The 20,889-nt window shown below is 39.0% G+C and carries 19 protein-coding genes; 11 read left to right on the top strand and 8 right to left on the bottom strand.

Annotation, left to right across the window (positions count from 1 at the left end):
• Window positions 1–131: 131 nt before the first annotated feature.
• Together QNH17_RS18380 and fdhD are read left to right on the top strand one after the other, a co-directional pair.
• Window positions 132–2,489: an FdhF/YdeP family oxidoreductase gene (locus tag QNH17_RS18380; RefSeq protein WP_283874174.1), complete on the top strand. Its 2,358-nt coding sequence runs from the start codon at window positions 132–134 to the stop codon at window positions 2,487–2,489.
• Window positions 2,490–2,522: 33 nt separating this feature from the next.
• Complete coding sequence (gene fdhD / locus QNH17_RS18375; RefSeq protein ID WP_283874173.1) at window positions 2,523–3,344, top strand: formate dehydrogenase accessory sulfurtransferase FdhD; 822 nt, start codon at window positions 2,523–2,525, stop codon at window positions 3,342–3,344.
• Between the two features lie 94 nt (window positions 3,345–3,438).
• On the opposite strand, the gene lspA is transcribed toward fdhD, so the two are convergent.
• From lspA to hppD, 7 genes are all read right to left on the bottom strand, one after another.
• Entirely contained in the window at window positions 3,439–3,876 is a 438-nt protein-coding gene (gene lspA / locus QNH17_RS18370) for a signal peptidase II (RefSeq protein WP_283874171.1), read from the bottom strand.
• Between the two features lie 223 nt (window positions 3,877–4,099).
• Window positions 4,100–4,333 carry a DUF1450 domain-containing protein gene (locus QNH17_RS18365; protein WP_283874169.1) on the bottom strand — a complete coding sequence of 78 codons (234 nt, stop codon included), beginning with the start codon at window positions 4,331–4,333 and terminating at the stop codon, window positions 4,100–4,102.
• Window positions 4,334–4,361: 28 nt separating this feature from the next.
• Window positions 4,362–5,330, bottom strand: coding sequence for a cupin domain-containing protein (locus QNH17_RS18360; protein ID WP_283874168.1), 969 nt, complete (start codon window positions 5,328–5,330; stop codon window positions 4,362–4,364).
• Window positions 5,331–5,574: 244 nt separating this feature from the next.
• Complete coding sequence (locus QNH17_RS18355; protein ID WP_283874167.1) at window positions 5,575–6,732, bottom strand: homogentisate 1,2-dioxygenase; 1,158 nt, start codon at window positions 6,730–6,732, stop codon at window positions 5,575–5,577.
• A 31-nt stretch (window positions 6,733–6,763) separates the two neighbouring features.
• Window positions 6,764–8,062, bottom strand: a complete 1,299-nt coding sequence (fahA, locus tag QNH17_RS18350; protein WP_283874165.1) for a fumarylacetoacetase — start codon at window positions 8,060–8,062, stop codon at window positions 6,764–6,766.
• Window positions 8,059–9,000, bottom strand: a complete 942-nt coding sequence (locus QNH17_RS18345) for a hypothetical protein (protein WP_283874163.1) — start codon at window positions 8,998–9,000, stop codon at window positions 8,059–8,061. The genes fahA and QNH17_RS18345 overlap by 4 nt, the downstream gene beginning before the upstream one ends.
• Window positions 9,001–9,066: 66 nt before the next feature.
• Window positions 9,067–10,188: a 4-hydroxyphenylpyruvate dioxygenase gene (gene hppD / locus QNH17_RS18340; RefSeq protein ID WP_283874161.1), complete on the bottom strand. Its 1,122-nt coding sequence runs from the start codon at window positions 10,186–10,188 to the stop codon at window positions 9,067–9,069.
• A gap of 238 nt (window positions 10,189–10,426) precedes the next feature.
• Here hppD and QNH17_RS18335 point away from each other — a divergent pair, with 238 nt between their 5' ends.
• From QNH17_RS18335 to QNH17_RS18305, 7 genes are all read left to right on the top strand, one after another.
• Window positions 10,427–10,678: a DUF1450 domain-containing protein gene (locus QNH17_RS18335; RefSeq protein WP_283874159.1), complete on the top strand. Its 252-nt coding sequence runs from the start codon at window positions 10,427–10,429 to the stop codon at window positions 10,676–10,678.
• Window positions 10,679–10,786: 108 nt separating this feature from the next.
• A complete protein-coding gene (locus tag QNH17_RS18330) occupies window positions 10,787–11,437 on the top strand; it encodes an Ntn hydrolase family protein (protein ID WP_283874156.1) in 651 nt (216 codons plus the stop codon).
• Between the two features lie 262 nt (window positions 11,438–11,699).
• Complete coding sequence (locus QNH17_RS18325; protein WP_283874154.1) at window positions 11,700–12,383, top strand: GntR family transcriptional regulator; 684 nt, start codon at window positions 11,700–11,702, stop codon at window positions 12,381–12,383.
• A 35-nt stretch (window positions 12,384–12,418) separates the two neighbouring features.
• Window positions 12,419–13,309 carry a hydroxymethylglutaryl-CoA lyase gene (locus QNH17_RS18320; protein ID WP_283874152.1) on the top strand — a complete coding sequence of 297 codons (891 nt, stop codon included), beginning with the start codon at window positions 12,419–12,421 and terminating at the stop codon, window positions 13,307–13,309.
• 101 nt (window positions 13,310–13,410) lie between these two features.
• On the top strand, window positions 13,411–14,571 hold the full coding sequence (locus tag QNH17_RS18315) for a CaiB/BaiF CoA transferase family protein (RefSeq protein ID WP_283874149.1): 1,161 nt from the start codon (window positions 13,411–13,413) through the stop codon (window positions 14,569–14,571).
• Window positions 14,572–14,715: 144 nt separating this feature from the next.
• Complete coding sequence (locus QNH17_RS18310; RefSeq protein ID WP_283874146.1) at window positions 14,716–16,047, top strand: CitMHS family transporter; 1,332 nt, start codon at window positions 14,716–14,718, stop codon at window positions 16,045–16,047.
• Window positions 16,048–16,300: 253 nt separating this feature from the next.
• Window positions 16,301–16,609 carry a YerC/YecD family TrpR-related protein gene (locus QNH17_RS18305; protein ID WP_349632547.1) on the top strand — a complete coding sequence of 103 codons (309 nt, stop codon included), beginning with the start codon at window positions 16,301–16,303 and terminating at the stop codon, window positions 16,607–16,609.
• A gap of 127 nt (window positions 16,610–16,736) precedes the next feature.
• On the opposite strand, the gene QNH17_RS18300 is transcribed toward QNH17_RS18305, so the two are convergent.
• A complete protein-coding gene (locus tag QNH17_RS18300) occupies window positions 16,737–17,342 on the bottom strand; it encodes a TetR/AcrR family transcriptional regulator (RefSeq protein WP_283874144.1) in 606 nt (201 codons plus the stop codon).
• A gap of 350 nt (window positions 17,343–17,692) precedes the next feature.
• On the opposite strand from QNH17_RS18300, the gene QNH17_RS18295 reads away from it, so the two are divergent.
• Both QNH17_RS18295 and nikA read left to right on the top strand, forming a co-directional pair.
• Window positions 17,693–18,997, top strand: coding sequence for an MFS transporter (locus QNH17_RS18295; protein ID WP_283874142.1), 1,305 nt, complete (start codon window positions 17,693–17,695; stop codon window positions 18,995–18,997).
• Window positions 18,998–19,288: 291 nt separating this feature from the next.
• Window positions 19,289–20,872, top strand: a complete 1,584-nt coding sequence (gene nikA / locus QNH17_RS18290) for a nickel ABC transporter substrate-binding protein (RefSeq protein ID WP_283879536.1) — start codon at window positions 19,289–19,291, stop codon at window positions 20,870–20,872.
• Window positions 20,873–20,889 lie beyond the last annotated feature (17 nt).

Raw genomic sequence — 20,889 nt, 5'->3', positions numbered from 1 at the left:
TTGGCACTTGACAGCGACCCTGTTAAAGACTAACCACCTAGAGCTATTTATCCGTTTTCACGGATGAATATTATCTTAGGTGGTTTTTTATTGGAAAAATAGCAATTGACATGATTAAGGAGGAAATGAAAATGGGGAAAACGCAACATCCAGGACCACAAAAAAAGGCAAAGTTACCTGCTCCTAAATACTGGGTAAGTCCAATTCCTTTTGGACTAGGGAAGATTAAACCGCAGCATATCCGCGATACGATGAAAATCGCTTGGGATAATAAAGATAATATCGGCTATGCTACACGGATTATTACGAAAGGAGTTTGTGACGGTTGTGCCCTTGGTGTGTCAGGGTTATATGACCAAACATTGGATGGACCACACGTTTGCACCACACGTTTGAATGTGCTTCGGCTTAATACAATGCCTGCGATTCAACCTGAAATTCTGCATGCAGACATTGATGAGCTAAGGAAATATGATAGCACTGAACTTCGTAAGCTGGGTCGGATCCCTTATCCAATGATTCGACGCAAAGGGGAACGTAAATTTTCACGGATTACTTGGGATGACGCAATGGATCTCATTGCAGAAAAAATGAAGAAGTTGGATCCAAAACAATATGCATTTTATTTAACCGCTCGAGGAATTACAAACGAAAGCTATTATGTTGCAGCGAAAGTCGCGCGTTTTCTTGGGACGAATCATATTGATAACGCTTCCCGTATTTGTCACGCTCCCAGTAAAACAGCTTTAAAACGTTCCATTGGTGTGGGAGCTTCTACATCCAATTATCTAGATTGGATTGGAACAGATGTCTTATTGTTTTGGGGAAGTGTCGCTTCGAACTCATCACCTGTATCTTCAAAATATATGCTTGAAGCCAAGAAAAAAGGAACCAAAATCATTGTGGTTAACCCATACCGCGAACCAGCCATGGATCAGTATTGGATTCCTTCAAACCCTGAGTCTGCTTTATTCGGAACAAAAATTGCCGATGACTTCTATCAAGTCAATATCGGTGGGGATATTGCTTTTATGCATGGAATCATGAAGCATTGGTTTGATATGGAGGAAAAAGCATATGGTTCAGCGATTAACCATGAGTTCGTAGAGGGACATGTAAACGGTTACGAAGAATTGAAGGAAAAAGTCCAAGACCAATCTTGGGAAGATATCATCGAATCTTCAGGCGTTTCAAAAGTAAGAATCATAGAATTAGCTGAACTTCTAGCCAACAGCAAAAATGCGGTATATGCGTGGGCACTAGGGCTGACGATGCACTCTTTTGCAACAGACAATATCTCTCAAGTCGCAAACCTTGCACTCCTGCGTGGACACTTAGGGCGAAAGCACGCGGGTCTTATGCCGTTCCGAGGACACTCAAGTGTGCAAGGCAGCGGAGAAATGGGGGCAGACCCGTTTGTTTTACCTGGCGGAGGCTGGGATGAAAAAAATGTAGAGAGAATGGAAAAGCTTTGGGGATTTGACCTGCCAAACTGGCAAGGTGATATCGTGGGTGTCACACTAGAAAACATTGTACTTCCAGAAGATCATGAGCGGAAAGTGAAATTATATTATCTATCTGGTGGTAATTTCTTAGAAACGATGCCAGACCCTGATTTTATTGAACAGGCCTTATCCAAACTGGAGATTCGGGTCCATCAAGATATTATTTTAAACACATCGACATTAGTTGATGCGAAAGAAGCTGTCATCGTGTTACCAGCGAAAACGCGTTATGAGCAAGAAGGAGGCGGCACGAGTACATCAACAGAACGGATGGTTTACTTCTCTCCTGAAATCACTGGGAACAAAAACATGATTGAAGAGGCACGTGCAGAATGGAAGATATATATAGAACTTGCTAAACGTGTGAAACCAGAAACAGCCCAATTGGTTGATTTTGCAGACGGTCAGGCCATTCGTGAGGAAATTGCCAAAGCAAACCCTGATTACCACGGAATTCAGCATTTGAAAAAGCAAGGAGACGTGTTCCAGTGGGGTGGCGCTTGGTTATGTGAAGATGGAATTTGTCCAACTCCGGATGGCAGAGGTACCTTAATTCCGGTTGATATTCCGGATTTAAATAAAAAGCCTGAACAATTTATTATTACCTCTCGCCGTGGCAAGCAGTTTAACTCGATGGTATATAAAGAAGTGGATCCGTTAAATGGTGCCGGTCGTTATGATGTCTTAATGAGTCCTGTGGATGGACAAAAATTAAGCATTGCTGAAGGCGAAGGAATTGTTGTTTATAATGGCTTTGGCGTCTTCCAAGGTACGGCTAAGTTTGTTGATATTGCACAAGGAAATTTAGAAGTTCACTTCCCAGAAGGAAACTACTTGCTGCCACGCGGTCGTTATGAGAAATTTGCCGGTATTCCCGATTATAACATCACCGTAAATGTGGAAAAAGCCGAACGATATAACGCACGGAAAGATACCCAATACCTAGAAAAGCCGATTGCTGATCTTGAAACAGAAGTGGGTTAAGGACAAAAATATCGATGGAAAGGGGCACCGAATTTGTTTAAGGAAATCACTACTTCTCAAAATATTGTCAAGTACAATGGACAAAACTTCATAGAGGAAGAGGATGACATTGCCGTCGAATCTGCCCTAACGATTATATTAGATGGAACGGAGTTTGCGACCATGGTATGTAGCCCTTCTGAACTGAAAGAATTGGTGGTTGGCTTCCTAGCTTCAGAAGGTGTGATTCGAGTCTACCAAGATATTCAATCGATCCACATCGATGAAGAAAAGGGTTTTGCTTATGTCGATTTAGTTAATAAACATTCAATCCAAAAAGATTTCCATTCTAAAAGATTTATTGGTTCTTGTTGTGGAAAAGGGCGGCAATTTTACTTTCATAATGATGTTAAGACAGCTAAAACCGTTATGACAAAATTAACGGTTACACCAGAACAATGCCGTGAGTTAATGAAGCAAATGCAAGAAAACTCTTCACATTTTCAACAAACCGGCGGGGTTCATAATGCAGCCCTATGTACGAAGGAAGGAATTGTGGCAGCACGAACGGATATTGGTCGACACAATGCCCTGGATAAACTATTTGGCTATTGCTTGATAAACCGTATACCTCTAAAAGATAAAATCATAGCTTTCAGTGGCCGAATTTCATCCGAGGTGTTACTAAAAGCAGCCAAAATTGGAGTAGGGATTATTCTTTCAAAATCTGCCCCTACCAATCTTGCAATAAATTTAGCAGAGGAACTTGGAATTACGGCAGTTGGCTTTATCCGAGCTAACGGATTTAATGTTTATACCCATCATGAGCGGATTCAAGGAATAGAATATAATCACTCCTCATCATCCGTTTTATAGGGAATCTGAATAATTCAAAAAAAAATAGAAAATGCTTTTAAGGATTAGCTTTTATTGATTATAGAGAGGGGACCAAGTTATCTTTTGGTCCTCTCTAGTGTTTATTTTTCAACCAGCTAACGACTCCATATATAAGAAGCAGGATCACCCCAATCTCAATAGCATGATCGGCCAAGTTAAGGATTCCACCAGAACGAATGATAAAATCCGTCACCTGCCCAAATAAAAGTCGATCAATACCATTTCCAATTGCTCCTCCGACTAGGAATCCTAAACTACTATCAATGAGAGCACCCTTCATATCTCCGGTTCTGCGAAAATAATAAACACCTATCACGAACAGCACAGCCGCAACACCAAAGAGCCGTGCATAGCCTTGAAATAAACCTCTTGCCATCCCGCTATTTTCGATATGTGTAAGTGGAATTCCCCTTAATGTAAATGTCTGGTTAATGTCAATGTAGGCCCGAATTAGATATTTAGAAAGCTGGTCCATCACAATCACAAGAATTGCAAACATATAAAATAGCATATATAGTCCTTCTTTCTCACATCCTTATCATGAGTATAATTGAAAGCCTAATTCTATTCTATTATGAAGCTCTTATTCGTATATTCCATGTTACTACAATAAAATAAAATCCATCATTTTTCCTCACTATTACAATCTTCATTTTTATTCAAAACTACTGAACTTTCCAACGTGAAAAGACCCAAGTGATTTAATCCTCACTTGGGTGTGATTTTAGGCTTTATTAAGTAGGTTTAACCGTTTGAAGAATCTTATTTATCAAGCTTTCAGCATCATCAGCCTCGATGGTTGTTAATTGAATACGGCAGAACGGTCTTACCCTGCATTCTAAACACCTTCTAAAACAGTCTACAATACTAACATCTACATCATTTTGATAATGCAGTCGAAGAAGGTCAATGACCTTGTCCGCATCGGTTACTTTAATGTTACGCTCACAAAACTTAGCCACTCTCATTCTGTTTTTCCTCTTTTATTGAATAATTCTATTCCTCATCGTAATGGGTAAATTGAATATCCAATGTACGAAGGTAGGTTTGCAGACCGGCATCTTGGATGGGGATGATGAATGCTGGTTCCCCTGATTCATTATGATGAGAGTGCCACAGCCCTGGCGGGGTAACGAAGGCTTTTCCTGTTACCCAGTCAACCCGAATGGGATCAATGATTTGTTTTGTAATAGGGTCTACTTTATCCCCGACTAATGTATAGGTCCCAGGTGCAGCATAAGCAACAAAGTCAAGGGCAACTGATTTATGACTGTGAGGCGCTTGGTTTGAGCCTACAGGAACAATACCGAACATAGCCCATAAAACATGTGTAATGGTTAAAGTTTGCTCGAAATTTTGATTATTTAATAGAATGGAGATACGATTTTTTAAATGTGCATCGGGTGCATTAGCAACCTCATCTAATTTTGCCTTCGCCTGTTCCGCAGTATAAAGTGTCGGCTTAAAACGTGCTTCTGTCGCTTTAGCTCCCAAGTAATCAAGGAGTGGAGTGTCCAAAATATAATAAATGGTGGAATCCTCAGACGCAAAATGACGACTACTTGATCCGGCTGGAAGTGTTAAAAAGTCACCTTTTTTCCAACTGATTGTTTGACCATTGACCTCAGTTGTCCCGACCCCAGAAATAATATAGTATAGTTCGCTGGTTGCATTTGGTTGCGTAGGAATTGAATCTCCTGCATTAATTCGGATAAAATGAGCAAGCAGGGATGGGCTCGTTGCTGGATATTTGGTTTTCAGCTCATTTGATAAGTCCAGTGATATAATCCGAGTTTTCCCCGAATTATATAGTTCAGGTGCAAATTCTTTAGGAGGTATCGGACTAATAATCCCACTGCCAATTGGATCAGCAGCCGTACTATACTCGTAAAAAAGGGCATCCTCGGTCCAGTTTTCGCTTACAGTTCCAACATAAAATTCCCCTGGTTGTACATTATTTGACATATGTAAACCTCCTTTGATATGAAAAAAATTTTGTTCTTATCATTTATATTATAATACCTTTTTAGCTATAATGGTAAATTTTTCTTCCGCCTTTTCTTTACTCTTCTTACATCAATATCTATTAATCAATGGTACTTAAGTGTGCACTTTAATGGCGCAAGGGGGAGCTTGCGCCAGGGAAAGGATAAGAACTAATTAAGATTCATAGAAAAGAAAACCATTCATGCCAATTTATCTGATGAGATTATTTAGGCAGCCAGCTGCTCATATAATCCTCCACTTCCAGAGGGTGAGCATCCTTTACAATATAGAGTGGACGGAAAGTATCAATCATGACTGCAAGTTCGCGTGTCTCTTTTTTACCGATACTTTCTTCGATTTTGCCTGGGTGTGGTCCATGTGGCAGTCCGCAAGGATGAAGGGTAATGGAACCTTCCTCCACACCGCGACGGCTCATAAAGTCCCCATCCACATAATAGAGTACTTCATCACTGTCCACATTGCTGTGTACATAAGGAGCAGGAATGGCCTCGGGATGGTAGTCATATAAGCGGGGCACAAATGAACAGATGACAAAATTATGCCCTTCAAAGGTTTGGTGGACGGGTGGCGGCTGATGAACACGGCCTGTAATTGGTTCAAAATCATGAATACTGAATGCATAAGGGTATAAATATCCATCCCAGCCAACTGCATCAAGCGGATGGAATTCATATGTATAGGAAGTGATCATCCCTTGTGCACGGACTCGAATTTCAAATTCACCTTTTTCATTTTTAGGCTCTAATCTTTCCGGTGTCCGGATATCACGCTCACAGAAGGGAGAATGTTCGAGAAGCTGACCGAATTCATTTCGATAACGCTTAGGAGTTACAATGGATGAATTGGATTCGACAACTAAAAAGCGTGCTTCTTCTGATTCCAAAACAACACGGTAGGTCGTCCCAATAGGAATCACCAGATAATCGCCGGGCCCAAAACTTAACTCCCCAAAAATACTTTCAACTTTACCGGTTCCTTCATGAACAAATAACATTTCATCGCCTTCGCCGTTCCGGTAAAAATAGTCCATCTGGCGATTAGGGCGTGCCACGCCAAACGCTAGATCATCGTTTGCCATGAAAATTTTGCGAGCGGATAGAAAATCACCGCCAACTTCGGTATTCCAAGTACGAAAATGACGATGTTTAAGGGCTCCTCTTTCCTCAAATTCATAACGAACATCACAAATTTTTTCCGCTTTTTTAACTTGTGTCGGCTGATTAATATGATAGATAAGTGATTGGATGCTAGAGAAACCTTTCGTACCCATTAATTGCTCATAATAGAGACTTCCGTCTTCTTGACGAAATTGAGTATGCCGTTTATGGGGGATGCGGCCCATTTTTACATAGTATGCCATATTCTAAACTCCTTTTTATAAAATTATATATTTAGATTTTTACGGCAGCTTGATCGCCTAATACTTTGGATTCAGAATGTGCAGGTAGTACCTGACCGGTTACTTTACCAAAACCAATGCGATATCCATCTCCTTGGCACCAGCCGCTAATGGTCAAGGTATCACCGTCTTCGATCCAGCTGCGCTCACCGCCGCCGTTTAATTGGACCGGTTGTGAACCACACCAGGAGAGTTCAAGCAGACTGCCGCGTTCTTCTCGATTAGGACCACTGATCGTTCCAGATGCCTGCATGTCTCCAGGGCGGATGTTACATCCTGTTATGGTATGATGGGCAACCTGTTGGGCAATAGACCAATACATATAGTTGAAATTGGTTTTTGTAATTCTAGTTTCTTCATTTGTATTTTCAGGTGTTAAATAAACTTCTAGATTAATATTAAATGATCCATTTTTTCCTTGCTGCAGGTAAGGAAAGGGCTCTGGGTCTTGCTTGGGTCCAGCCGTGCGAAAAGGTTCGAGTGCTTCTAACGGTACAACCCAAGGCGAGATGGAAGTGGCAAAATTTTTCGCAAGGAAGGGGCCCAGAGGCTGATACTCCCAAGCTTGAATGTCACGTGCACTCCAATCATTCACAAGTACGAGCCCAAAAACATGGTCTTCCGCCTGATGAACAGGAATAGGTTCACCAAGAGTGTTGCCTGGGCCGATAAACCAACCTATTTCCAGTTCAAAATCAAGCTGGGTACATGGGCCGAATGCGGGATATTCTGAATCCTTTGGTTTTCTTTGACCTAAAGGGCGTCGAACCGGTGTACCGCTTGGAACAATCGAACTAGCTCGACCATGATAGCCAACGGGCAAGTGTGTCCAATTTGGCATTAAAGCGTTATCCTTACTTCTAAACATTGTTCCCACGTTGGTTGCATGTTCCTTTGAAGCATAAAAATCAGTATAATCGCCAATCTCCGCTGGAAGCAGCATGGTTACATTTTCGATTCGATGAAATGCTTGATCACGAAGATTTTTATCATCACGTAAAACTGGAGTGTTTTCATCTAAAAGATATTGAAGTTTAGACCTCACGGCAGACCAGCTTGAACGTCCAAGTGCCATAAATGGATTGAGGGAAGGGGCTGAAAAAATATTTTTCCCCTCCACACCCGTCCCATCTAATAAGCCGGCTTGTTCAATTAGGGATAAATCAAGAACATACTCCCCAATAGCCGTTCCAACACGCGGACTTTCACTATTTACTTGGAATATGCCATACGGTAAATTTTGAATAGGGAAATGTGATTCCGGTTTTGCTTCAATAAAAGATTTTTTCATCTTACTGCCTCCTTCTGAAATAAAACAAGCTCTCCTAGTTCTTCTCTTGGTTCATCAAAACTGCAGCTTCCGTATGAAAGAGCAAAAACATTACGTGCCTTGTTAATCTCTTTAGAACTGACCGTTAAATTCCGCCAGCTGAGTTCATTTGTAGTAAAAATAAAATTTTTCGGGTCATCTTCCAGTAATATTGCTTCAATCGTTTCTTCTGTAATGGAGAGGCAATAAGCCATAATCGATGCAGTAAAAACGTTAACGAATCCATGCATGATGGTCTCTACTTCTTTTCGGTATTGACGAATTGGGTGGTGGAGACCAGCTGTAAATTTAAGTGAAAATCCTAGTCTCTTACATTCATGAATGACGTACGCTGCTTTTTTCGCAGATGGAAACAAATTTGCCGAAATTCCTCCCATACGAAATTTAATCCCTATCGGGCGTGAAGAGTCTTGATTTAGCCTCTTGATTTTATTTAATGAGGATTGCAACTGTTCATTCGTTCCTGCGATTTCACTATAAATTCGATATCCCGATATTAATTGATCTAGCTTTTCGAAGATTCTAGAACTCAATTGAAATGATGGCGAGACTTCAATCGCCTCTATCATTCCTGCCGTTTGGTAGGTTTCCGTAAAAAGCTGAATAGCATCCAAATCTGTGCTAAACTCATCAGATTTGGAAAGAATAATAGAGAGTCGAAGGGGCATCTGTTCATTAAATAAATCTCTAAAGGGTTCTAGTTCTTCTAATCGTGAAGCCGGTATAACAAACGCTCCAAGCATCCAGCTATCCTCTTCTTGAAAGTAAGAATGATAGTTTAAGATCGCGTCTTTAAGAGGAAGTGCTGCAGGTGGGAATAAACCTGCATAATCGATCAGTTCGGTCATGTAATGACTGACCGCATCCTCTTTCCAATTTACCTTTACTTTTGTTAACATTTCACTAGCACCTCCTTTGAATAAGGCCATGACAGCTATGAAACTAACTGCCATGACCCGATTCGATTAAATATTCCCGCGAAGTTCCTGTTCTCGTTCAATGGATTCAAATAGAGCTTTAAAGTTGCCATCCCCAAAACCCAGTGCACCTTTTCGCTGAATAATTTCGATAAACATGGTTGGTCTGTCCACAAGTGGTTTTGTGAAAATTTGGAGTAAATAACCTTCATCATCTCGGTCTACAAGAATATTTAGTTCCTGTAACTTTTTAACATCCTCATCTATTTCCCCAACACGGTTGGCGAGTTCTTCGTAATAGGTCTCAGGAGTAAACAATAATTCCACTCCGTTTGCTCTAAGGGCTGTAACAGTGCCAATGATGTCATTGGTTAATAGAGCAAGATGCTGAACACCTGGTCCATTATAGTAATCTAGGTATTCTTGAATCTGAGACTTGCGTTTTCCTTCTGCCGGCTCATTAATTGGGAATTTAATGCGTCCGGTTCCATTCATCATTACTTTTGACATAAGTGCAGAGTATTCAGTGGAGATATCTTCATCATCAAAATGCTTAAGAACGTTAAAGCCAAAAACTTTTTCATAATAATTAACCCATTCTTCCATTACTTCAACGTTCCCAACAAGATGGTCGACACCAATTAAGCCCGTAGGATTCGCTCCATATATATCTTCTCGTGCTTCAAACCCTGGCATAAACACACCCTTATAATCGATAGGTTCAACAAGCGTATGAATAGTATCACCATATGTACCAAGAATTGCCTTTTTCACTTTGCCGTTTTCGTCTTCTTCTATCCAAGGCTCCCGAATGGCAATACCACCGCGTTCAATCGCACCCTCATAAGTTTTTTCTAAGTCTTTTACCAGAAGGGCTATATCTTTCACACCTTCACCATGGGTTTTAATGAATGCGGCAATGTCCGTTTGATCCGATAAGGTTCCTGTTAAGATTAAGCGAATGGCCCCTTGCTCCAAAACATAGGAAACACGATCTCGGCAGCCTGTTTCCAATCCTCGGTAAGCTACAAGTTTGAAGCCAAATGCTTTTGCGTAATAATATGCCGCTTGTTTTGCATTTCCTGTATAAATTTCAACGTAATGAACATTTTTGACCGGAAATACTTCTTCTTTTTTAACTTTAGTTTTTGTCATCATTTTTTCAGCCATTTGTATCGCTCCTTCAAGTGTTTTATAAATAACAAACAGAATTTTCGAAATTTACTGCCTGTAATGTCACACATCATAATACATAAAAAAAACATGAGCAAACATAGGATTTAACGCGGTTTTTCTTTTTAGTATTAATATTTTAACGCGTTAAAGCTAGCGTGCGTTGCGGTGAGTTCTTGCGAATTTTTTAAATATTCCCATAAAATATGAGCAACAAATAAAGGGAGTGGTACAGGTGAGCATTAAGGTAAAATTTTGTCCATGTAATTTTGAAGATGAGCTTGAAGAAACAAAAGAAAAATTAAGGGAATGCGGGGATTTGGAGGTTATAGAAGACAGATGCCTGTTGTATTGCGGACAATGTTTAATGGAACCATTCGCGCTTGTAGATGGAAAAAATATTGTCACTGATCAACCGGAAAAACTTTATGAAAAAATTAATCAATATGTTACTGAAATGAAGGAAGGAATGGTAGTAAGCAAGTAGGATTCGAGAAAGCATTATCCCTTCAGAACGAGTAAATTTATGGTAAAATAAAAGGAAAGCCCTACGAAAATGGATTGTAGGGCATTCTTTATTTTTAAGGAGTATCGGATGACTGCGTTGATTGGGAAAAAGTTTGAAGATAGTGTGTTAATTATGGCTGATAAAAGAATTACCTATAGGGGAACGGAAAAATTTAGTGACGATGAAAAGAAAATTATTGTGTTAAATCCTAAAGTAATATTTGCTTTTGCTGGTGTCAAAAATGTCATAGATTTGCCCCTGGAAGAACTTAAAACACTTGCAAGGAAAACAAATTCTTTGGAAGAAATAGAAGCTCATGCAAAAAAATTATTTTTGGCCTCTTTGAATGTTTTCAAAACATTACATCCAGAACAGGACTATGCAACAGTTTATATTTTGGCTGGTTTTGCAGCTAATGGAATTCCTCGTGTTACCTATTTCTCTTCTGATGATGATTTCCAAACAGGAAATTTGCTTGAATTTTTTTATAAGACATTTCCAAATACCGAAATGGAGATTTTAAGGAACTACCTGATCAAGGAAGTGGATAGTAACAAGAAAAACATAAAATACTACATACGAAAATTTTCCTCGGCAATACGCCGAATTAACAATTTAAAAGTCGGGAAGAACGCTTATGCCATTTATTTATCTAAGAATGGATTACTTGAAATTGAGATCAATGAGCACGGTAAATTTAATATGGTTCCAATTAGTATACATTCTTCAGTTAATTAACTTTAATGCAGTAGTGTAAAACCACATTAATGCAAAGGTGCTTTGAAGTGTAAGTTTGCATAATTTAAAAAGTGATTATAATATTTAGAAAAATCAGAAATGGTTTTTCTTTTTTTCTTGCTTTAACACTATTATCACAGTAGAATTAGGAGGAATGATAGGATAAAAAATAATTAAACTATTAAGAGTAATGCATGCGAAGAGTTGGAAAGGTTTATTTTGCATACATTATCTGAAAATTCAGACTACGGGTGTGGTAAAGTTGAAATCAAAAATCAATCAGTCTAAAACTCTTCAAAATCACGTTTATGAGTACTTACATGAAAAGATTGTAAACGGATTCATACCCCCTGGACATCGAATTGTTGAAGAACAGGTTTCTCAGGAAACAGGGGTCAGCAGAAGTCCAATTCGTGAGGCAATTCGTCGGTTAAATAGTGATGGATTAGTATCGGTCAGTCCAAGAGGGGGAGTAAGGGTATATCGGCCAACGTTTTCAGATTTCAACTATCTCTATGAATGCCGGTTAGGTCTAGAACCAACTGCCGCTTATTACGCCGCTATACGGATGAATGAAAAGCAGCGTAATCATTTAAAAAATGTAATGGAAGAAATGAACTTGGCGGTGGAGAAGAAAGATCTTGAAAAATTAAAGTATTTTAGTACACAATTTCACTTCTTTATTGTGGAGGCAAGTGAAAACCCTTACTTAATGAAAATGATGAATCAGTTAAACTCGCTAATGTCTTTCTATCGAAATGCGGTATTAAATATACCGATGAGGTTAGAGGATGGTGCTAAGGAACACCAAGCAGTGTGGGAGGCAATTCAAACAAGAAACGGAAGAGCTGCAGAGGAATTAATGAAGGCACATATTCAACGTGATTTTCAATTTTATCTTTCTGAGTATTCAAATAGGCAGAGTGACGAGATCAATACATTATAAAATTCTGTAGAAAATTTTTGAATGGGGGTTCTAAGGTGATTTTTCCTGGAAAAATTCTAATACGAGATGTTTCATTAAGAGACGGTTTACAAAATGAACCAGTGTTTGTAGAAACCAATCAAAAGATTAATAAAATTAAAGATTTAATTGATGCAGGTTTCAGAAGACTAGAAGTGACGTCCTTTGTCCATCCAAAATGGGTTCCTGCCATGCAAGATGCGGATCTTTTAGGCCAAAACTTGCTAATGGTACCTGGAGTTGAATACGAAGCGCTTGTTCCGAATCAACGCGGGTTAGACAGATTTTTACAATCTAAAATCGATAATGCGGTTTTTTTCCTGTCCGCTAGCACGAAGCATAACCAGGCAAATTTGAATAAAAGCTCCGATGAATCTTTAGAAGAAATTAAGAGTTTAGTAGAAAAAACTAAAGTGGAAGATAGAAGGGTGATTGGGGCGATTTCAACCGCATTTGTCTGTCCGTTCGCGGGGCATGTCCCTTATTCTGAAGTAGAAAGGATTGCAAGTAATCTTGTCAGTTATGGAGTTGATGAATTAGGACTTGGAGATACAATCGGTAAAGCAACACCAAGACAGGTATATGACTACTGCAGCCGTTTAGCTGAGAAATTCCCCGATATCCCGATTGGACTTCACTTGCATGATACATATGGATTCGGCTTAGCGAATGTATTAGCTGGTATACAAGCAGGTGTTTATTTAGTGGATGTAGCCCAAGCCGGATTGGGAGGATGTCCATATGCTCCTGGTGCACCAGGAAATGTTCAGGCAAGCCGAGTCGTTGAATTTTTAGAACTGCAAAATATTAATACGGGTCTGGATTTGGAACGATTAAAGCAATTAGACCACTCTTTTTCTCAAGTGGTAAGAGAGGCAGAAGCTTTTACAAAAACTGTCCAAGCTTAGGATGCGGAAGAGATAATTTCTTTGATACTGCATACATTGGTTGAATATTCAGATAATTAAACGAAAGCGACTTAGGCATTAAATGAAATGGAGGAAATCCCATGAGAAAACCATTAGATGGAATTAAAGTTTTAGAATTAGGAAATTTTGTGGCAGCACCCTTTGCTGGAAAGATTTTTGGCGAATTTGGTGCGGAAGTGATAAAAGTAGAGGACCCAAAAAGTGGCGATTCCATAAGGAATTGGCGTGTGATGCATAAAGGTACCTCACTATGGTGGTATGTTCACGCAAGAAATAAAAAATCCATTACCCTAAACCTTCGTGAAGCAGAAGGGCAGGAAATGGTTCGGGAATTAGTAAAAGACGCCGATGTAGTGATTGAAAATTTTCGTCCTGGAACATTAGAAAAATGGGGAATTGGTTATGAAGATTTAAAGAAAATAAATCCAAGTATTATTATGACCCGGATTTCTGGTTATGGTCAAACCGGACCTTATCGTGACAAAGTAGGTTTTGGCAGTGTGGCTGAATCAATGGGCGGTCTTCGCTATTTAACCGGTTTTCCTGATCGTCCGCCCGTTCGTGTTGGATTGGCAATCGGGGATTCGATTGCAGGTCTTTATGCCGTGAATGGAACATTAATGGCATTAAGAGCTAGAGATATAGATCCATTGAAAAGAGGCCAATGTGTTGATGTTGCTCTTACTGAAGCCGTCTTCTCATTGCTTGAGGGGGTACTTCCGGAATATGATTTGAAAGGTATTGTAAGAGAGAGAACAGGTGCTACCTTGGAAGGAATTGCTCCATCTAATACTTACCTTTGTGCGGATGGTAAGTATATTGTTATTGCAGCAAATAGCGACGGCATTTTTAAACGATTTATGGAGGCGATCGGTCGAACGGACTTGGCTGAGGATCCCAATCTCTCAAATAATCAGGGTAGAGCTCAACAAGCGGAACAATTGGATCAGATTATTGAGATGTGGACAAAACTTCATACGCAAAGAGAAGTACAAAGAATCCTGGATGAAGCAGGTGTACCAGTAGGACCTATTTATAGTATTGAAGATATTGTGAATGATGAACAGTTCCAGGCGCGGGATATGCTTCAAACGGTTACTATACCAACTGGTGAAAAGGTATTGGTTCCTGGTATTGTTCCAAAATTATCAGAAACTCCAGGAAGTATTGAATGGATTGGTCCTAATCTCGGACAACATAACGAAGAAATCATCGGTCATATACTTTGTAAACAAAAATAGTCTGGTTTTTTAAGAGAATGATAGTTAAAAAACATGCCTTATAACCTTGGATTGAATGGGTTTTAAAACAAAATTTATGGCAGTAATAATTCCAGGCACCAATGATACCGCATACTATAACGAACATTGGGGAGGAAGAAGTATATGTTGTCTATTTTAGGGTTTTTGATGATTTTTACCTTTCTATTTTTGATTTTGACAAAACGTGTATCTCCGTTTTTAGGTTTAACCATTGTACCGATCATTTATGGTTTAATTGGAGGATATGGATCAGAACTAGGCAATTTGATGATGGAAGGCATTCTAAAGGTAGCACCTACTGCTATTCTATTATTATTTGCGATCATGTACTTTGGAATTATGTTAGACACGGGATTGTTTGATCCATTAACTTCAAAAATCATTCAGTTAGCGAAAGGGGATCCGTTAAAAATCATCGTGGGAACGGCTGTGTTAGCGGGAATCATCGGATTTGATGGTGATGGATCGACAACGATGATGATTGTTGTAACCGCCTTTCTTCCATTATATAAGAAACTTGGAATCAGTCCGATTATTTTAGCTTCCATTACGATCATGCAAATTGGGATTACAACACTTGTTCCTTGGGGAGGCCCTGCTGGCCGGGTAGCTAGTGTACTGCATCTTGAACCTAATCAATTATATCTTAAAATGTTACCAGGAATGATTGTAGGTTTACTTTTCGTTATTGCTATCGCTTATTTTATCGGGTTGAAAGAGCGTGCAAGATTTAAAAGGACAAGCAGCGATTCCATTTCTATTTCGGATGCTGGAATAATTGATGCAGCAATTGAAAGCGCTGTAATAGAAAACATCACACCTGAAAATTTAAATGTGAAACGTCCGAAATTAATTTGGTTCAACCTTATTCTTTCCAGCTTAATAATGATTGCCATTGTTCTAGAATGGCTGCCACCAGCTACCCTTTTTATCCTAGGTACGGCTCTAGCCTTACTAATTAATTATCCGGCTCTTCAAAATCAGCGTGAACGCCTAGAAGCGCATGCCCCTAATGCATTAGCCGTGGTAGTCGTGGTTCTGGCAGCAGGAATTTTTTCAGGAATCTTTAAAGGAACGCCTATTTCTGAATCGATGGCCCAATCGTTGGTATCCATTATCCCTGATGGTCTAGGGCCCTATATGGCATTATTTACTGCAATTGTAAGTGCTCCGGCACTTTTCTTAATCGGTCCGGATGGATTTTACTTTGGTATTCTGCCAATCTTAGCTGAAACAGCATCTAATTACGGGATTGATTCGTTACAAATTGGAACCGCTTCATTATTCGGAACTCCATTTGGTATTATGGGCCCACTCGTAGCGTCTGTTTATTTATTAATTAACATAACAGGGATCAATTTAGGGGATCTTCATAAGCATGCAGCCAAGTGGTCTTTAGGAATTTTGCTTATCTATATTATCGTAGGTGTGATTACTGGAATCATCCCGTTATAGTGAAGTGAAATCGTGCAAAAGGGTAAGGGAGGGGTAGGAACAGTCGCAATGGATAAGTCTTTTAATTAAGAATTTTACTATAATAAGGAACCCACAGTTTTTTTACAAGTGGTATGTCGATGTAATTGATTAACCAAAGCCGGGAAGGGGAAATATCTTTAGGATAATGCCCCTCCCTATAATAAAAAGAATAAGAATCCTAGTTTCTTCTATTATATATTTGTTTATGATTATTTCGATATTCAGTGGAGGCATGAAAATGTATATAAAAAAATTACCCCAGAAACCGATTGATCAACTATTACATGCGATCCTTTCGTTACAATCAAAGGAAGAGTGTGCCGCATTTTTTGATGATTTATGTACGATGAATGAAGTAAAGGCTTTTATGCAAAGGCTTGAAGTGGCAAGATTACTAAAGGAAGGCAATACATATATGGATATTCAAATAGAAACCAATGCCTCATCAACTACGATTACAAGAGTTAAGAAGCTATTAGACTATGGAAGTAATGGTTATCAAACTGTTTTAGAACGCATTGAAGATTGTGTTAAGTCATAAAAAGTCTTTAGGCTATCTAACCGATTTGAGACAGTGATAACACATACTTAATAGTCTGAGGCTTGAGGTTACTTGACTCTATAATAGAAATGCCAGCCAAAAAGTTTGGCTGGCAGTAATTTATCCATTATGCTTTTGTAATAATCCCGCTTAATATCGTTCGAATGAACTTCTGTCCTTCCTCTACAAGATTAAATTCCTCACCAAATAATGCCCAATCGTAGAGTGTTCCTCTCATACAGCGGGTAATTAACATCGTAATTTCTTGAGCAGATAAATCTTTCTTAAATTCTCCCGTTTCTTGCCCTTCTTCCACAAGTGAATGAACAACCCTAAAAAGAGAGCGATCAGTATCAGAAAGGAATTTCGGTTGATTTGGACTTAAGGCACTCATATAAACGGTCCTTATCAAATCCATTCCCAAACTGTCTCTTAAATAAGTCATTTGGGATTGATTTAACAGAAGAATTTTTTCATACATGCTAATTTCTTTCGGAAGTGTTTCTGTGACATTGGCAAAAAACTCGTCTATTTCTTTGAATTTTTCGAGGAATATTTCATATTTCGAATTAAAGTGTACATAGAATGCCCCTTTTGATGTTTTGCTAACCTTTACAATTTCATCTACAGTGACATGATCAAATCCCTTTCTACTAAAGAGATCCAAAGCTGTCTCAATAATTCGCTGCTTCGTTTCCAGGGCTTTTTTTTGACGTAAGGTAAAACGTGACATGTGCAGCCTCCATTACCCTATATTGAAAGGGTTTTCATTTCTATTTTAACTTATATAAGAATGAAGAAACAATAGTTTTTCACTTTATCAGATAAGTTGCATAGTAAAAAAATACTAAATTTTAGTATAATTTAGAATATTTGTAAGAATATGATTGACGGTAATAGAATGGTTCATTAAAATAAATAACAGACTATAGTCTGTGAAATTATTTATGTTTGATTGGTTGTAAGCGCTTAGCAATGAGGTGATGTTTATTCGCAATTTCTTACTTTCCTTTTATTAGTTACACCAAATAATGATTTAAAAGTATTTTATTCCAGCAGATTACTGCTGAAAGGGGTTGTTTTATGAATAAAGGACGCGTTCTATTCGCAAGCGTTTCTGGTTCTGTTATTGAATGGTATGATTTCTATCTATATGGTACTGCCACGGGTCTAGTATTCTCCCATCTCTTTTTTCCCAGTGCTGATCCTGCGATTGCGCTGCTTTTGGCCTTTGCCACATTTGGAGTAGGCTATGCCGCTAGACCAATCGGCAGTCTTATCTTTGGCCATTATGGGGATCGATTAGGAAGGAAAGCAAGTCTTATGCTGACTCTTCTTGGTATGGGCGGAAGTTCCTTGCTTATTGGACTAATCCCGACTTATGAACAGGTCGGACTGTTAGCACCTATTTTATTGGTGCTCCTAAGGTTGATACAAGGTATTGCCCTTGGCGGCGAATGGGGAGGGGCCGTGTTGCTTGCTACCGAATATGCGCCTAAAGGACTCCGCGGACTATATGGTTCGATCCCACAATTAGGTGTGCCAATCGGATTAGTTCTTGGGACGTTTAGTTTCACCTTTATCAGTTCCTTAACGACAGATGCTCAATTTTTAGCCTGGGGATGGCGAGTTCCTTTTCTATTTAGTGCGGTCCTTATTGCTTTAGCGCTTTGGATCCGAAATGGAATCGAGGAGACTCCTGCTTTTAAACAGCAAAAAGAGAGCGGAGAACTAGCAAAGATTCCAGTAGTAGAAACATTTCGTCATTATTGGAAAAATGTATTTCACTTAATTGGGATGAAACTTGGTGATGGGATGTTCAATGTCTTTTCCATGTCTTTTATCCTTGTTTACGCCACTACCCATTTAGGCTATTCTAGAGAAACTGCGTTAACCGCTGTCACAATCGGCTGTGCGACGATGATTATTACCATTCCGGTAGTTGGCTATCTTTCCGATTTTATCGGGAGGAAAATTATCTATATCAGTTCTTTAGTAGCCTTTCTCATACTAGCGATTCCTTACTTTACTATCATCCCTAAGGGGACGGTGCCTTTCTATTTTATGCAGGTCATTGTGCTAGGGATTGCTTGGGGAGCGATCTTCTCGACGCAGGGAACCATCTTTTCAGAACTGTTCCCGGCGAAAGTCCGTTATACAGGTTTATCATTCGGTTACCAGGTTTCTGCCGCGCTTGCTGGTTTCGGTCCAATGATTTGGACACCAATGTTAGAAAAGTTTGGACCTTCTCCCATGGCCTTTGGTGGGTTGATGATGGCAGGTTGTGCTTTATCGCTTATCCTATCATTCTTTGTCCCAGATACTAGGAAGATGTCAAAGTATGATGACTCTGTAATCCCAATGGAAAATAAGAAGATATCAATCTAATATTAATCACTATCAGGCAGTGGATTTTATCCACTGCCTTTTTCACCGTTTATTGGCCAAGCCTTCGGCAGATGTGAAAAATTTGGCCAAAGCAAGATAAAAAATAGATAGGGACTTAGTGAGAAAAATCCCAATGTGGTGTATGTAAAAATGTCATAAATTATTCAAATATCATAGTATTGACAAGCGCATGTATCCTTCGTACAATAAATGAAAATGATTATCAATATTATTTAGGGGGAAACAAGGTTGTTTAGTAAAGTAATTAGTCGCAATATTTTAATAACATCTATGTTTTTTTTACTTTTATCAACGTTTTTACTAGGTTGTACAAATGCTAGTGATAAGGATTCAACGGCAGAGAACGTAAATGACAATATGCTTACGATCGCTTGGCCAAGGGATGTGGGAGAAATGAATCCCCATGTGTATAATCCTTCACAATTATTTGCACAATCAATGGTATATGAACCGTTAGTAAGCTACGGCGATGGGGGAGAGCTAAAGCCGAGTCTTGCTGAGTCATGGGAAATTTCTAAAGACGGAAAGGTATATACATTTCATCTGCGTCAAGGGGTGAAATTTTCTGATGGAACAAGCTTTAATGCAGAAATTGTAAAAAAGAATTTTGATACCATTTTGAACCATATGGAATTACATAGTTGGTTGGGATTCCTTTCGAAAATAGCTAGTACAGAGGCAATCGACCAAAATACATTTAAAATGACATTAACGGAGGCCTATTATCCAACCATTCAGGAGCTAGCTGTTGTCCGACCAGTTCGTTTCTTAGGTGAAGCTGGATTCCCCGAAAATGGTGATACTTCAAAAGGAATTGTGAAACCAGTTGGTACAGGTCCATGGATTTTGGAAGAGCATAAAGCGGATGAATATGCGATTTTCAAACGAAACGAGAACTATTGGGGCGAGCTTCCAAAGGTAGAAAAAATCCAAGTGAAAGTTATTCCTGATGCAGAAACGAGAGTACTAGCGTTTGAAAAAGGTGAGCTAGACTTAATTTATGGAGAAGGTGTAATCAGTTTAGACGCTTTCAAACAATTAGAATCAACTAATAAATATGAAACTAGCATTTCTGAGCCAGTCGCGACAAGACAGCTTGTTATGAATACAAACAGAGAACAACTTTCAGATGAACGTGTTCGCCTAGCGTTACAATATGGATTTAATAAAGAGGCAATGGTGAAAGGAATCACTTCTGGACTTGAAGAAGCAGCAGATTTTATTTTACCTACAAACTTGCCTTACACTTCCGAAATTGATGTGACGAAGATTGGATATGATGTTAAAAAAGCAGAAGCGTTATTAGACGAAGCAGGCTGGAAACTCCCTAAGGGGAAAACAGTTCGTGAAAAAGGTGGAAAACCGCTTGAAATTGAGATGATGTACGATTCAGCAGAATCCATTCAAAAAGTAATGGCAGAAACGCTGCAATCAGAATGGGCTGCCATTGGTGTAAAATTAAATATTGTTGGGGTAGAGCTTGCTGTTCAAGTTCAAAGATTTAAAGATAATAAGTTTGATATTAATTTCTTTAGTAACTACGGTGCTCCGTATGATCCGCATACATTTATAAACATTGTGGGAAAAGAAGGATTTGGATTTAATGAAGCCATTTCAGCTTATCCAAATAAAGCTGAGATAATCCAACAAATAAAGCGAGTTCCTCAAACAACAGACGAAACAGAACGTCAGCAGCTTTATAAAGCTATTTTAACATCACTGCAAGATCAAGGTGCGATTGTTCCTATTTCTTACATTAAGAAAATAGCAATTTATCAAAAAGATGTCACGAACTTCAATTTCTCTGCGAATCGTGACGAAAATCCATTTACAGGAATAAGCATCAAGAAGTAAGCAGTAGGAGGTTTTTC

Source organism: Neobacillus sp. SuZ13 (genome assembly GCF_030123365.1).
Classification (GTDB): Bacteria; Bacillota; Bacilli; order Bacillales; family Cytobacillaceae; genus Neobacillus.
This window is presented reverse-complemented; position numbering and strand designations above follow the sequence as displayed.

What these genes read in the sequence shown, in the direction of transcription:
- QNH17_RS18310 (WP_283874146.1), top strand. Translation starts at nt 14,716, where the DNA reads ATGTTGTCTATTTTAGGGTTTTTGATGATTTTTACCTTTCTATTTTTG.
- QNH17_RS18315 (WP_283874149.1), top strand. Translation starts at nt 13,411, where the DNA reads ATGAGAAAACCATTAGATGGAATTAAAGTTTTAGAATTAGGAAATTTT.
- nikA (WP_283879536.1), top strand. Translation starts at nt 19,289, where the DNA reads ATGTTTTTTTTACTTTTATCAACGTTTTTACTAGGTTGTACAAATGCT.
- QNH17_RS18295 (WP_283874142.1), top strand. Translation starts at nt 17,693, where the DNA reads ATGAATAAAGGACGCGTTCTATTCGCAAGCGTTTCTGGTTCTGTTATT.
- QNH17_RS18380 (WP_283874174.1), top strand. Translation starts at nt 132, where the DNA reads ATGGGGAAAACGCAACATCCAGGACCACAAAAAAAGGCAAAGTTACCT.
- fahA (WP_283874165.1), bottom strand. Translation starts at nt 8,062, where the DNA reads ATGAAAAAATCTTTTATTGAAGCAAAACCGGAATCACATTTCCCTATT.
- QNH17_RS18300 (WP_283874144.1), bottom strand. Translation starts at nt 17,342, where the DNA reads ATGTCACGTTTTACCTTACGTCAAAAAAAAGCCCTGGAAACGAAGCAG.
- lspA (WP_283874171.1), bottom strand. Translation starts at nt 3,876, where the DNA reads ATGCTATTTTATATGTTTGCAATTCTTGTGATTGTGATGGACCAGCTT.
- QNH17_RS18330 (WP_283874156.1), top strand. Translation starts at nt 10,787, where the DNA reads ATGACTGCGTTGATTGGGAAAAAGTTTGAAGATAGTGTGTTAATTATG.
- hppD (WP_283874161.1), bottom strand. Translation starts at nt 10,188, where the DNA reads ATGGCTGAAAAAATGATGACAAAAACTAAAGTTAAAAAAGAAGAAGTA.
- QNH17_RS18365 (WP_283874169.1), bottom strand. Translation starts at nt 4,333, where the DNA reads ATGAGAGTGGCTAAGTTTTGTGAGCGTAACATTAAAGTAACCGATGCG.
- QNH17_RS18355 (WP_283874167.1), bottom strand. Translation starts at nt 6,732, where the DNA reads ATGGCATACTATGTAAAAATGGGCCGCATCCCCCATAAACGGCATACT.
- QNH17_RS18305 (WP_349632547.1), top strand. Translation starts at nt 16,301, where the DNA reads ATGAAAATGTATATAAAAAAATTACCCCAGAAACCGATTGATCAACTA.
- QNH17_RS18345 (WP_283874163.1), bottom strand. Translation starts at nt 9,000, where the DNA reads ATGTTAACAAAAGTAAAGGTAAATTGGAAAGAGGATGCGGTCAGTCAT.
- QNH17_RS18360 (WP_283874168.1), bottom strand. Translation starts at nt 5,330, where the DNA reads ATGTCAAATAATGTACAACCAGGGGAATTTTATGTTGGAACTGTAAGC.